This is a genomic window from Thalassotalea sp. G2M2-11, from assembly GCF_017168195.1.
In the GTDB taxonomy this organism is placed as follows: Bacteria; Pseudomonadota; Gammaproteobacteria; order Enterobacterales; family Alteromonadaceae; genus Thalassotalea_E.
The window spans coordinates 562,238-575,594 of sequence record NZ_JADNYL010000002.1; the positions used below are offsets into that span (position 1 = coordinate 562,238).

Below are 13,357 nucleotides of genomic sequence, written 5' to 3' on the forward strand. Positions count from 1 at the left end.
TATTCCAAGTAATTATATCACAGCTAAATGCTAGCAATATTCACTGAAAAAATATATCCAGTTATAACAAAAAAACTCGTCGTTAACTATAACGACGAGTTTTTATTTTTCTTTACTATATCGAGCACTTAGCTTAGAAACTTTTACTCGACATGACGAATGATTAAGATAAGTGCTCTTTGATCAGCAACTCTGCAATCTGAATACTATTCGTTGCCGCCCCTTTGCGCACATTATCAGCAACAATCCACATGTTAATACCATTATTGTGACTAATATCTTCACGAATACGACCAACAAACGTAGCATCAACACCACTTGCTTCACCAATTTGTGTTGGAAAATCTTCGTCTTTTTCACAGACTTCAACACCATCAGCTTGCTTCAGTAACTCTTTAACTTCTTCAGCTGAAATTTGATCGCGAGTTTCAATATGGAGTGCTTCACCATGGCCGAAGAAAACTGGTACTCTTACCGCCGTTGGGTTCACTAGTACATTTTCATCACCTAAAATTTTCTTAGTTTCCCACACCATTTTCATTTCTTCTTTGGTATACCCATTTTCCATAAAAACATCTATTTGAGGGATAACATTAAAGGCAATTTGGCGAGAAAATGCTTTTGCTTCAACAGGCTTACCACTTAATAAATCAGCACATTGCTTAGCTAGCTCGTCCATTGCTTCTTTACCAGCACCAGAGACTGATTGATAAGTACTGACATTCACCCGTTCAATACCTACCGCATCATAAATAGGCTTTAACGCCACCATCATCTGAATCGTAGAGCAATTAGGGTTCGCAATAATATTACGGTTACGGTAATCAGCCAGCGCTTGTGGGTTAACTTCTGGCACTACTAAAGGTACATCTGGTTCATAACGAAACTCAGAGGTATTATCAATCACGATACAGCCTGCTTCACCGGCAATAGGGGCAAATTTTGCTGAAATGCTGCCACCAGCTGAGAAGAAACCAATTTGCGCCAAACTAAAGTCAAAGGTATCTGCATCAATTACTTCAATGGTTTCACCATTAAATTCAACGGTTTCACCCGCTGAACGTGCACTTGCCAATGGGTAAAGTTTATTCACAGGAAAATCTCGTTGTTCAAGAATTTCCATAATTGTTTTACCAACTAATCCAGTTGCACCTAATACGCAAACATCAAATTTTTGTGCCATACCCTTCTCTCTATTTAATTTCTATTTAATGACTGTTACTGACTAAAGCCAAGTCGATATAATTCTTTCGACTTTATCGACTGCTCCATGCCTAGCGAAAGCGCAGAAAACTCCCTGCGAGCGGGGTAGTTTTTGCGAAGTTTATCAAAAGCTAAAGCAACCGATGGTTGATGACAGATATGTTGTCGAAAAAGTCCATCATCACGCCTGACATCGTAAACTATTTTCACTAGTTGGTTTAGTAAAATTTCATCATATTCTTGGTTTATTTCAATATGACTTATTCCAGAATCAGGTAAAAAGTCAGCTAAGCACTTTTCTACCGGTTTATTCAAATATTGACAAAGTTTTTGATACAAGATTTCCGTACCACGCGCCTTACCTTCAAGGCTATACCCAGCAATATGCGCAGTCGTTATTTCACAGTATGGAATGAGCGCGGTTAAAATATTGGGTTCATTTTCCCAAACGTCTAACACTAATTTAACACCATGACCTTGCTGCTTTAAAGCTAATAGTGCTTGATTATCAATCACTTCACCACGACAGGCGTTAATTAAAATTTGCTGTTGTTTCAGCTCTGCCAAAACATTAGCATTGATCATATGAAAAGTAGGATGTTGCCCTGTTTGGGTTTTAGGCACATGTAATGAAATCACATCACATGTTAATGCTTGCTCAAGCGAAACAAATTCACGTTTATCTTCACCGCTTTGCGCTAAATAAGGATCACACAACAGGTAATTGACCCCGATAGCATCTAACTTTTCACTTAATCGTGTTCCGGTATTACCTGCTCCAACAATACCTACTGTCAGATCCATTAATCTTAATTGATAGCGCTCTGCTAACACCACTAAGCAAGACATTACGTATTCAGCGACCGATACAGCATTACACCCTGGTGCAGAATGATATGGTATGCCGCGATTTGCCAAGTAAGCTTGATCAATGTGATCAACGCCTATCGTTGCCGTGCCGACAAACTTAAGCACATCATTTTGTGCTAACAGCGCTTGATTGACCTGGGTTATCGAGCGAACCAACAAAACGTCAGCCTGACTAACCTCATTGGCAGTTAAACTGCGGCCGGCAAAAGGGGTCAACTGCCCAAAATCAGCAAAAAATTCTTGCGCAAATGGCATGTTTTCATCATAAAAAATATTCATATAGTGATTTGCCTTGCCTATTGATGTTATTTGGACATAAAAAAACCGCTAACATAGGTTAACGGTTCTCATTGTCACCGCTAGCGGGACTATTTATATTTTTTCATCACTAACGTAGCGTTAGTACCACCAAAACCAAAGCTATTTGACATCACTAAGTCTAATTCAGCTTCACGTGTTTCAGTAACAATATCTAATCCTTGTGCTTGCTCATCCAAGTTTTCTACATTAATTGATGGAGCGATAAAGTTGTTTTCCATCATTAATAATGAATAAATCGCTTCGTGAACACCCGCCGCACCTAATGCATGGCCTGTCATTGCTTTTGTCGCACTAATTGCCGGTGATTTTTTACCGAATAATTCTTGAATGGCGCCTAATTCTTTTACGTCACCAACCGGTGTAGATGTTCCATGAGTATTTAAATAGTCAACCTCACCTTCAACACCGTGCATGGCTTGCTGCATACAACGCACAGCTCCTTCACCACTTGGTGCTACCATATCAAAGCCATCAGAAGTTGCTCCATAGCCGACTATTTCCGCATAGATATGTGCGCCACGTGCTAAAGCATGCTCTAACTCTTCAACAACTACCATACCGCCACCGCCAGAAATGACAAAACCGTCACGGTCAGCGTCATAAGTACGCGATGCTTTTTCTGGTGTGTCATTATACTGGGTGGATAATGCGCCCATGGCATCAAACATCATGGCTAATGACCAATCAACTTCTTCACCACCACCAGCAAAAACAATATCTTGTTTACCTAATTGAATAAGCTCTGCCGCATGACCAATACAGTGTGCACTCGTTGCACAAGCTGAGCTAATAGAGTAATTAACACCTTTAATTTTAAACGGTGTTGCTAAACAAGCAGAACAGGTACTAGACATAGTTTTAGGTACCGCATAAGGGCCAACACGCTTCACGCCTTTCTCACGTAACGTGTCTGCTGCCTTAACAACGTTATCAGATGAAGCTCCACCAGAGCCTGCTACGATACCGGTACGGAAGTTCGACACTTGTTCTTCGGTTAACTTAGCATCATCGATAGCTTCTTGCATTGCTACATAAGCAAAACCCGCGGCATCACCCATAAAACGAATAGCTTTACGATCGATATGATCTTTTGTATTTAACGTTGGATTACCCCATACTTGGCTGCGTAATCCTTTCTCTTCAAAGCTTTCCGACTTTGTAATTCCTGAACGCCCTGTTTTTAACGAAGCTAAAACTTCTTCCGCGTTATTACCGATACTTGATACAATACCTAATCCGGTGATCACTACTCGTTTCATTTAACTAACCATCTAAAATTTAAAAATTCGGGCGTATCATACAGATTTTTACCCCTCATACTGGTCTGCTCAGTGTACACTTGTACACTGATTTTTTCAAACCATGACAATGGTAGGCAAGTATAGGTAAAATATTCACTATGTATAGCGCTAATTTAGAAAAAAAGACTGATCAGTGACTTCTATCAATAAAATAACTTTTCAAGCAGATGGCTCCCCTTACTCTGAACAGTTTGACGATATCTATTTTGATACCGAGTCAGGCTTTTCACAAAGTGAACAAGTATTTATCAACGGTAATAACATCGCAGAACAGCTGTTATCTGAAAAACTTAACGCTTGCGATACTTTCACTATCGGTGAGACAGGTTTTGGCACAGGGCTCAACTTTCTGCTAACACTAAAATGTTATCAAAGATTAGCTCTGCATCACCAACTGCCAAAATTAGCCTTTATTAGTACAGAAAAGTACCCATTAACTCGCGAGCAGCTGACAAAATCGCTGACAAATTTTCCACAATTATCATCTGAAGTCTCATTATTATTAGCCCATTACCCAGAGCATGTTAACGGTACGATAGACATCTCGTTATTGGAGGGCAATGCTTCACTTACTATCTATATAGGTGATGCCACCGAAAGTTTGCGTCAATTGAACTTAGCGAGAACATCACCAGGGTTGATCAATGCTTGGTACCTTGATGGTTTTTCGCCAGCCAAAAATCCTGAAATGTGGACGAATGAATTATTCACCCAATTAGCGCGGCTCTCAAAGCCCCAAGCAAGCATCAGTACGTTTACCGTTGCAGGATTTATCAGGCGAGGACTGCAAGCAGTTGGTTTTCGCCTAACAAAGCAAAGCTATCAGGGAAAGAAAAAAGAGATTTTGGTTGGAAAATATCAACAAAATGTTTTAGCGGGCAAAGGTTATCAGCTGCGTTCTACTATTGTAAAACCACAACATGTGGCAATTATCGGTGGCGGTATCGCCTCTGCCTGTACCGCTTATGCACTAACGCAACAAGGCATTAAAGTCACCTTGTATTGCCGTGACAAACAAGTCGCTCAAGGCGCATCCAGTAATGCCATTGGCGCTCTGTATCCTTTATTGCATCAACAAGTCGATGACATCAGTCAATTTTATCAGCACGCATTTTGGCATGCCCGCAACTTGTATCAATCACTCAATAAGCAGGGCTATCACTTTAGCCACCAATGGTGCGGATTACTCGAAGTCGCCTATAAAGAAGCTTTAGTTAAGCGACAGCAAATTTTCGAACAACAGCAACCTTGGCCTAAAGACCTCATTCATGGTGTCAATCAACAACAAGCCTCTACCATAGCTCAAGTACCTTTAGCGTATGGCGGATTATTTATGCCAAATGCCGGCTGGATAGCGCCGGCAGAGCTAGTCGAACAGCTATTTAAAGCAGCACAAGATACCCAATTATTAAAAATAAAAACCTCTGTTGATATTAGCAAAGTAGAGCAACTTGAAAATAAACACTGGTTACTTCATAACAATAAAAGCAAGTTTAATGCTTCTACAGTCATTTTTTGTGGTGGTGCAGAATCGATTGATTTACCTTATGTTAAACAATTACCGCTGTCATATGTACGAGGACAAGTCAGCTCTGTTCATACAGATAATACAATGCAAGCACTCAATACTGTGCTTTGTCATAAAGGCTATTTAACCCCTGCTCATCGCAATATGCATTGCATTGGCGCTACCTTTGATAAACAAAATTCAAGTGTGGCTGCAACTGATAAAGATGATAAATTCAATCTTGATATGTTACACAAATGCCTACCTGATCTTACTTCTTGGACACAAGATAACATTGCCATGAGCAAAGCAAGGCTGAGATGCATGACACCCGATCATTTGCCGATGGTCGGTGCAATGCCAGATATAGCTGCACATAAAACCCTATATGGCCATTTAGCAAAAGATAAAAATTGGCGAGTCAATGAGCCAGCACCTGTTATCGAAAATTTATACTTACTAACGGGGCTTGGTGCCAGAGGGCTATGTAGCGCGCCATTATTAGCCGATATTCTTGCTGCTGATTTAACCGGTAAACCTTACCCGGTAGATAGTGAGATGTTATTTAACTTAGCGCCTAATCGTTTTATCATCCGCGATATCATTAAGCGCAAAATTGAAGTAAATGATTAATTCCATTGGTATAACTTCATAAGTTAACTATGAACAAAGTATTGCTGTAAATTCTGCCAATATTGATTCACAACTGTTCGATCTTCAGGAGAGAGCTCGGTTCTTGCGGCATGCAATTTATCATCAACATCCTCTGCAAGCGCCTTAGTGAGTAATTGTGAATCATCACCAAACTGGCTGGCCGCGAGCGAAATAAATCCTCGTAAGTAACTGCTGGCAAACAACTCATCATTACTGCATTCTTGTGACACTAAATCATCAAAGTATTGATATAATTGTGTAATATTTTTCATACTTTCCTTCATCTATCTTATTGGGGACTTGCCACTGGGTATAATACTTGATCATGGTAACCCGTGGTGACAGGCAGATAACCCGTCAGTTCTTTATCTAATTCGCTATCACCGGTATCTACTATTAAAGGTCGGGCATTTAATGCGGTGAGCTTGGTTTTTGTCGCAATGATAATGATATTGTCCTTACCAATAGCACGAATAATCCGAGGGCTTAATTGCTGATTTCCTCGACCAAAGATATGTCCCTGACCACCAATTAAAGTGATCACTAATTTCACACCATCAGCTTTGTTTTCATTAATCGCTTGCCATAGTTGTGATTCAATTACATCATTAGCTAATAATGATTGCTCTTTAACTAAATCTACGCCCAACAAGGTATTGGTTAAGCCTAATTCTTCCATTACAAATGCCGTGGTTGACCCTGAACCAATGATAAATAGCTCATCATCCATCCGGTTGATAACATCCGCAGCAATATCATGTAGCACCAGTTCATCGGACTCTTTTCCTCCCGATTTGACCGCTTGTACATAACGTAGCTCAGCTGGCACTTGCATCTCACCAAAACGCTTGGCCTTAACAACACCTTGACGAAACAATGATTCGTCAATATCCATCACATTGGCTTCTGTTAAAGTGACTAACTGGTTGGTCACCATCAATTCTATAACTCGCCCAGCCGCCTTCGGTGTTACCGCGTACACGCCTGAATGAATTTTACAGCCTGCTGGAATACCTAACACTGGAAAACTATCAGACACTTTATGACAAATGTTTCTTGCAGTGCCATCACCGCCCGCAAAGAGTAAAATATCCACCTGTTGTGCAATTAACGCCTCAACTGCATTTTCAGTGTCTTGCGCTGTAGTCTGTTCGGCATTGCAGTGGTAAATCACCTTCACATTAAAACCTAATTCACGAGCACTTTGCTCCCCCATTAACCCATTAGCACAATAAATAGTGATATTTTCTTGGTAAGGAACGAGCATTTCTAAAGCTAACTTTGCCCGTTGATTAGCCTTCGCTTCAGCACCTAAGGCAAGGGCCTTTTCAGCAATACCTTCACCGTCACTGCCTTTTAACGCAACACTACCACCGATACCTGCTATCGGATTAACGATAAAGCCTAATTTAAACATCGGTACATAAATCCTTATCTAACTGAAACTGTTCAATCGTCAGTGGAAGTTCAACATGATAAAAACGGGCAAGTGCTTCAATAAACATTTGCGCTCTGGGTGGAAACCCTGTCTGTAGGTATTGCTTCACCTGCTGATAAACATGGTGTTTAAATGATGTGGTATCCGCTTGAGCACCATGAAGGTTATCGGCAGACACATAAAACTTTTTCTTAGCTGCCTGGCAAAATGCCCATTCAATGGCTTGAGGTTTAATTTCTACTTGCTCAAATGTTTGCTGCTGCTCAGCCGTTCGACCATCAGGTATATACCAATAACCAAAATCTTCCTGTAATCGACGTTCGGCACCAGCAATACACCAATGCGCAATTTCATGCAATGCACTGGAAAAATAACCATGGGCAAATACTATTTGATGATAGGGGCACTGCTCGTTGGCGGGCAAGTAAATAGGTTCATCATCACCTTTTATCAATTTAGTGCGATAATTTGCATAAAATGTTTGCTCGAATAGCCCGATCAAATCTTGGTAATTATGAGACATTAATACAACGAAAGAACAACAAAAAATATTGGCGCGTATTCTAACCAATAATGGCGATAAATACATCGCCATTAATAAAAATCAACACGCTCTAATTAACGCAGGCTTTTAATCGGGTATTTTTTTCAATGCTTGCCTAATAAATAAATAGCCTAAAATACCAGAAATCAACGAGCCAATGACAATACCTAACCGGTCTTGAAACAACGGCGATGCACTACTTTGCTCAAACGCCAGCGTTCCGATAAACAAGCTCATGGTAAAGCCAACACCACACAAAGCAGCAACGCCATACAATAATGACCAATTCACTTGTTCCGGCAGTTTTGCAAAACCAAGTTTTATCGCAATAAAGCAAAAACCAAATACTCCTAGCTGTTTACCGATAACTAAACCAACAATGATCCCAAACGGTACAGGTGATAACACCTGCTCCATGCCAATACCACTAAAACTAATACCGGCATTGGCAAAAGCAAAAATAGGTAAAATAATAAACGCCACTAGAGAGTGTAAATTATGCTCTAATGATTTTAACGGTGAAGGTTCGCCAGCTTTCCCTTTCATAGGAATAAACAAGGCCAACACTACGCCAGCTAAGGTGGCATGTACCCCAGACTTTAACACGGCCACCCAAAGTGCAATCCCGATAAAAATATAAGGAGCGGTATCAACAACCCCTCTCCTGTTTAAAATAAACAGCAAACTGATCATCACTAATGAAAAGAGTAATGACACCATAGATAATTGATCGGTATAAAACATGGCGATGACAATAATGGCACCTAAGTCATCAAAGATGGCCAATGACGTTAAAAATACTTTCAGTTGTAACGGCACTTTCGAACCAAGGAGAGCTAAAATGCCTAAAGCAAATGCGATATCAGTTGCCGTAGGAATAGCCCAACCATTTAATGCTTCAGGATCTTGATAGTTAAATGCGACAAAACATAAGGCTGGCACTAACATACCACCTACGGCGCCAATAGCAGGTAAAGTGATCTGCCCAGGCTTCGATAAATCGCCTTCTAAAAACTCTCTTTTTAACTCTAAGCCAACTAAAAAGAAAAACAGTGCCATTAAACCATCATTAATCCACAATAATAAAGGTTTGGCTATTTCAAAACTGCCAATTGCTACCATCACTGGTACATTAAGTAACAAATCGTAGTAAGGTGATAACGGGGAATTAGCAACAATTAAAGCGACGATTGCCGCAAGCATTAAGATGATACCGCTAGCAGCCTCTAGTTTTAAAAAGTCTTGAATCGTTTTTATTGGCATAGATGAACATTTCCTCAATCAAAAAAAGACATATTATGTCAAAGCGAACTAAATAACAAAGATCTGACACTAAAAAGTGTAGAGGTATTTTTCATCGAGTTGATCGAAAGAGATAATATCTTTGATTTTGTTTCAACTCTCGACTAATTATGTAGTAAATTCGGAAAATAGAAATAATTTCGAAAAAAATTTTATTCGATTACGATAAACACTAGTATTTCTGTTAATAGTAAGTGTAGTATGGCTGAAAAAGACTGTTGATAAATTTTATAACTCCACCATGAAAAAGCTAGATGACATTGATTTACGTATTTTAACCATCTTATATAAAAATGCCGACATTACCAACAAAGAACTCGCTGGCCAAATTGGCATTGCTCCCTCAACCTGTTTAGAGCGCGTAAAACGCATGAAAACAAACGGCATCATTAAAGGGGCATTTGTTGATATTAACTTTAAAAATATTGGCGGTAACATTGAAGCTATCGCAGCCATCCGTTTGCAACCCTATTCTGAAGAAATTGTTAATCAACTAAGAGATGATCTATTAAAACTGCCAGAAATTGTCAGTTTATATCATATGGGTGGCAGCTATGACTATTTTATTCATATGGCTGTAAGAGATAGTGAACACTTACGTCAGTTTGTATTTAATGCCATTACATCAAGAGACGAAGTCACCACTGTAGAAACATCTTTAGTATTTGAACATAGTCGCAGTGGGGTATTACCTAACTTTGATGAATGATCATTGGCTCACATGGTGATGAAGCAGACGCGTTATCTCCCCGTTAGCTTTTAGTTTTCGAATATGGCGATCTATCATTTTTTTAACCGAATACAGCTCTTTCTGTAAAACAATATTTAAAGGGACTGAGCTTGTGGGCTTTGAGGTGTGATATAACTTCTTATTTTTAAATTCAGGGAGATTCATGATTTGAATAGCATTAAATTCATTCATCACTAGGTAATCACAGCGTTGCTTATACAGCATTCGCATCATTGAAACTTGCGAATTAGAATCAACGCGAATCAATCGTTTACTCTCAAGAAACTCTTGTAAATAAGGGTATACATACCCCTTACGCGTACAGACAAACTCGCTGTTTTGATTATCAATCAACGAAAAATTTTCTGGAAAAGGAGTTGTACCATATAAAAAACTGCGATGCATATGAATGGGTTCCGAGACTATTACCTTTTCGGGATGTTTTAACCAAGCTTCACTGAGCATCATCATATCGACTTTATGTTCATATAAGCTCTCTTCAGCTCGCTGACGACTGTTAGATACATACCTAATACTGAGCTTCCCTGTATCGGTTAACTCCTTTAGTACGTCAGGTATCAAGCCGGAATAGCCCCAATCAGTTTTATTATGATAAATATACGGTGCTGCCCCCCGATCATTGACAACAAACAATAATGTATCATTTGCAATGACTTGGAAGGTATATACTAAGAAAAATATGAATATAAAGCTTAATTTATTCAAATTATACTCGTTATCTCAATCATTTAACGTCAGTATAGCCCCTTATCAATTAGTTTACTAATGATCTAATAAACCCTTAATTTCAGTATTTTATCTTGGTTATAGTATGTAATCTGATACCATAGCCCAAACAGAATATTAAGTAATTTAGGTATTAAGTTGGTCAATAGCAAAGCAACCATCCTCTGGCACGATTATGAAACCTGGGGCGTTAGTCCTAAGTACGACAAACCCTCGCAATTTGCAGGTATACGTACCGATCATGAGCTTAATATTATTGGTGAACCTGAAATGTTTTATTGTCAGCCTCCCCAAGATTACTTGCCTCAGCCAGAAGCTGCTCTTGTCACGGGTATCACGCCGCAAAAAGCCCAGCAACAAGGACTGACAGAAGCTGAATTTACTGCACGTATTCATCAATTATTTTCCGAACCAAACACTTGTGTTGCCGGATATAACAATATCCGCTTTGATGATGAGGTCACCCGTTACCTGCTCTATCGTAATTTTTATGATCCTTATGCCAGAGAGTGGCAAAATGGCAATAGTCGCTGGGATATTATTGATATGGTGCGGGCCTGTTACGCACTGCGCCCAGAAGGAATACATTGGCCAACAGTCACCAATGAACAAACAGGTGAAGAAGTCGTCAGTTTTCGCTTGGAATTACTGACTAAGGCCAATGGCATCAGCCACGAAGCAGCGCATGACGCAATGAGTGATGTTTACGCCACCATTGCCATGGCAAAACTTATCAAAGAAAAGCAGCCAAAACTCTATCACTATATTTTTAATTTACGTAATAAAAAGCAGGTCAGTGAATTAATTGATGTCTATAACATGACACCAATCGTGCATACTTCAAGTAAAGTACCTTCAATACACGGATGCACCAGCTGGTTCGCTCCTGTTGCTTATCATCCAGTAAATAAGAATGCGGTTATTGCTGTTGATCTAGCACGCGATCCAACGCCATTATTTGATCTTACCAGCGATGAGATCAAAACTCGTTTGTATACTCGCTATGATGAGTTAGCCGATGATGAATTACCTATTCCGGTAAAACTTATTCACATTAATAAATGTCCAGTAGTTGCACCAGCGAAAACCTTATTACCTGAAAACGCTGAACGATTAGCTATCCCTAGAGAGCTCTGCCTACAACATTTAGCACAATTAAAACAGCATGCAGAAATTAGAGAAAAACTCACTGATGTGTTCACTAATGAAGATTATCAAGATGAGCAGCCTGAGGCTGAGCAGGCCTTATACGGCGGTAACTTTTTCTCGCACAGTGATAAAGCGCAAATGGAAATATTACATCAATTAGCGCCCGAAAAACTTGGCGATCATCCATTTAATTTTCAAGATGAACGCTTACCAACATTGTTATTTCGCTATCGCGCCCGCAATTACCCTTTAACGCTCTCAGCTGAAGAACAACAAAAATGGCAAAGTTATTGTCAAAGCAAATTACAATATGGCGGCAAAGGCATATTATCCGCTGATGAGTACATGCTCAAAATAGAAAATTTGGTACATGAGCATGAAAGTGATCCACATAAAATGTCGATTTTAAAAGCGCTATACCAGTACTTGCAGGGCAGTAACCAATGATCAAATAAAGTAAAAGGCACCTTATAGTGCCTTTGACTATTCTGTTCGTGTTTGGCCAAGTATAACTTAACAAATAAAGACGAGTTCAATAACTAAATATCCGTTACCTTTATCATGAATTCTTTAATTATTATGTCGCTTTTGTTTAACCATCATCGCTAGCCAATAAACTATTCAGGCTTGTTAAATCGTGCAATTAAACTAGAGGTATCCCAGCGATTCCCTCCCATGTTCTGAACCTCTTGATAATAATTATCAAGTTGCTTGGTGATAGTGAGATCTGCACCTAACTTGTCTGCCTCAGCAAATGCCATAGCCAAATCTTTTCGTACCCAATCTACAGCAAAACCAAAATCAAACTCTCTTGCACACATGGTTTTACCACGATTATCCATTTGCCATGAACCTGCAGCACCTTTTGAAATCGTCGCAAGTAATTTATCTGTATCTAACCCTGCCCTTTGTGCAAAATTAAGTCCTTCAGCTAAACCTTGTACGGTATTTACAAAACAAATTTGATTAACCATTTTTGCTAATTGTCCAGAACCAACTTTTCCCATTAGTTGGCTGAAACGAGCGTAGGCATCCATCACAGGAACGACTTTATCAAATACCGTTTGTTCACCACCACACATAATGGTAAGTACGCCATTTTCAGCACCAGCCTGTCCGCCCGAAACAGGCGCATCGATAAAATCAACCTGTTGTGCTTTTGTTTTCTGTGCTAGTTCCTGAGCAAGTTCTGCGGATGCTGTGGTATGGTCAATCAATATGCTTTCTGGAGCTAAGCCAGATAATACACCATCATCTCCTAACACTACCTGCCTAACATCATCGTCGTTACCAACACAACAAAACACCATTTCACATTCTTTAGCGGCAAGTTGAGGCGTTACTGCCAGTCGACCACCAAACTCATCAACCCATTGCTGTGCTTTAGCAGTTGTGCGGTTATATACACAAACCTCATACCCTGCTTTTTGTAAATGCCCTGCCATTGGGTAGCCCATCACGCCAAGGCCTATAAAAGCAACTTTTTTCATTGTATTTCCTATCATTTCAACCTGTTGTAAGTGTATAAAAATCACCTTCACTTGGCGATATCTTCTTGCAATAAATGACCAGAATAAAATCATATAACTTA

General features: G+C 39.6%; 12 protein-coding genes. 3 read left to right on the forward strand and 9 right to left on the reverse strand.

The features are described from left to right. Positions 1 to 163: 163 nt before the first annotated feature. From IV514_RS08415 to fabB, 3 genes are all read right to left on the reverse strand, one after another. Positions 164 to 1,183, reverse strand: coding sequence for an aspartate-semialdehyde dehydrogenase (locus tag IV514_RS08415; RefSeq protein WP_206484496.1), 1,020 nt, complete (start codon positions 1,181 to 1,183; stop codon positions 164 to 166). A 35-nt stretch (positions 1,184 to 1,218) separates the two neighbouring features. After that, entirely contained in the window at positions 1,219 to 2,352 is a 1,134-nt protein-coding gene (locus tag IV514_RS08420) for a 4-phosphoerythronate dehydrogenase (protein WP_206484497.1), read from the reverse strand. 89 nt (positions 2,353 to 2,441) lie between these two features. Next, complete coding sequence (gene fabB, locus IV514_RS08425) at positions 2,442 to 3,653, reverse strand: beta-ketoacyl-ACP synthase I (RefSeq protein ID WP_206484498.1); 1,212 nt, start codon at positions 3,651 to 3,653, stop codon at positions 2,442 to 2,444. Between the two features lie 175 nt (positions 3,654 to 3,828). Between fabB and mnmC the strand changes: the two genes are divergently transcribed. Next, a complete protein-coding gene (mnmC, locus tag IV514_RS08430; RefSeq protein ID WP_206484499.1) occupies positions 3,829 to 5,835 on the forward strand; it encodes a bifunctional tRNA (5-methylaminomethyl-2-thiouridine)(34)-methyltransferase MnmD/FAD-dependent 5-carboxymethylaminomethyl-2-thiouridine(34) oxidoreductase MnmC in 2,007 nt (668 codons plus the stop codon). Between the two features lie 23 nt (positions 5,836 to 5,858). On the opposite strand, the gene IV514_RS08435 is transcribed toward mnmC, so the two are convergent. The 4 genes from IV514_RS08435 to nhaA form a co-directional block, all read right to left on the reverse strand. Next, entirely contained in the window at positions 5,859 to 6,128 is a 270-nt protein-coding gene (locus IV514_RS08435) for a YfcL family protein (RefSeq protein WP_206484500.1), read from the reverse strand. A gap of 17 nt (positions 6,129 to 6,145) precedes the next feature. Then, positions 6,146 to 7,273 carry an ATP-NAD kinase family protein gene (locus tag IV514_RS08440; protein ID WP_206484501.1) on the reverse strand — a complete coding sequence of 376 codons (1,128 nt, stop codon included), beginning with the start codon at positions 7,271 to 7,273 and terminating at the stop codon, positions 6,146 to 6,148. Next, positions 7,266 to 7,817: an elongation factor P hydroxylase gene (locus tag IV514_RS08445; RefSeq protein WP_206484502.1), complete on the reverse strand. Its 552-nt coding sequence runs from the start codon at positions 7,815 to 7,817 to the stop codon at positions 7,266 to 7,268. Before IV514_RS08445 ends, IV514_RS08440 begins: the two co-directional genes overlap by 8 nt. A gap of 108 nt (positions 7,818 to 7,925) precedes the next feature. Beyond that, the gene (gene nhaA / locus IV514_RS08450) at positions 7,926 to 9,101 is read right to left on the reverse strand and encodes a Na+/H+ antiporter NhaA (protein ID WP_206484503.1); all 1,176 of its coding nucleotides are present in this window, start codon (positions 9,099 to 9,101) and stop codon (positions 7,926 to 7,928) included. 280 nt (positions 9,102 to 9,381) lie between these two features. Here nhaA and IV514_RS08455 point away from each other — a divergent pair, with 280 nt between their 5' ends. Continuing rightward, positions 9,382 to 9,849, forward strand: a complete 468-nt coding sequence (locus IV514_RS08455; RefSeq protein WP_206484504.1) for an Lrp/AsnC family transcriptional regulator — start codon at positions 9,382 to 9,384, stop codon at positions 9,847 to 9,849. Here IV514_RS08455 and IV514_RS08460 read toward each other — a convergent pair whose 3' ends face one another. Then, positions 9,850 to 10,596, reverse strand: coding sequence for a transporter substrate-binding domain-containing protein (locus IV514_RS08460; RefSeq protein ID WP_206484505.1), 747 nt, complete (start codon positions 10,594 to 10,596; stop codon positions 9,850 to 9,852). Between the two features lie 159 nt (positions 10,597 to 10,755). Here IV514_RS08460 and sbcB point away from each other — a divergent pair, with 159 nt between their 5' ends. Then, positions 10,756 to 12,213 carry an exodeoxyribonuclease I gene (sbcB, locus tag IV514_RS08465; protein WP_241242256.1) on the forward strand — a complete coding sequence of 486 codons (1,458 nt, stop codon included), beginning with the start codon at positions 10,756 to 10,758 and terminating at the stop codon, positions 12,211 to 12,213. 170 nt (positions 12,214 to 12,383) lie between these two features. Here the strand turns inward: sbcB and IV514_RS08470 are convergent, their stop codons facing one another. After that, a complete protein-coding gene (locus IV514_RS08470) occupies positions 12,384 to 13,256 on the reverse strand; it encodes an NAD(P)-dependent oxidoreductase (protein WP_206484506.1) in 873 nt (290 codons plus the stop codon). Positions 13,257 to 13,357 lie beyond the last annotated feature (101 nt).

Excerpts from the sequence above, each read along its gene's own strand:
- IV514_RS08420 (WP_206484497.1), bottom strand. The coding sequence starts at position 2,352 with ATGAATATTTTTTATGATGAAAACATGCCATTTGCGCAAGAATTTTTT.
- IV514_RS08445 (WP_206484502.1), bottom strand. The coding sequence starts at position 7,817 with ATGTCTCATAATTACCAAGATTTGATCGGGCTATTCGAGCAAACATTT.
- IV514_RS08470 (WP_206484506.1), bottom strand. The coding sequence starts at position 13,256 with ATGAAAAAAGTTGCTTTTATAGGCCTTGGCGTGATGGGCTACCCAATG.
- fabB (WP_206484498.1), bottom strand. The coding sequence starts at position 3,653 with ATGAAACGAGTAGTGATCACCGGATTAGGTATTGTATCAAGTATCGGT.
- IV514_RS08455 (WP_206484504.1), top strand. The coding sequence starts at position 9,382 with ATGAAAAAGCTAGATGACATTGATTTACGTATTTTAACCATCTTATAT.
- nhaA (WP_206484503.1), bottom strand. The coding sequence starts at position 9,101 with ATGCCAATAAAAACGATTCAAGACTTTTTAAAACTAGAGGCTGCTAGC.
- IV514_RS08440 (WP_206484501.1), bottom strand. The coding sequence starts at position 7,273 with ATGTTTAAATTAGGCTTTATCGTTAATCCGATAGCAGGTATCGGTGGT.
- IV514_RS08415 (WP_206484496.1), bottom strand. The coding sequence starts at position 1,183 with ATGGCACAAAAATTTGATGTTTGCGTATTAGGTGCAACTGGATTAGTT.
- IV514_RS08435 (WP_206484500.1), bottom strand. The coding sequence starts at position 6,128 with ATGAAAAATATTACACAATTATATCAATACTTTGATGATTTAGTGTCA.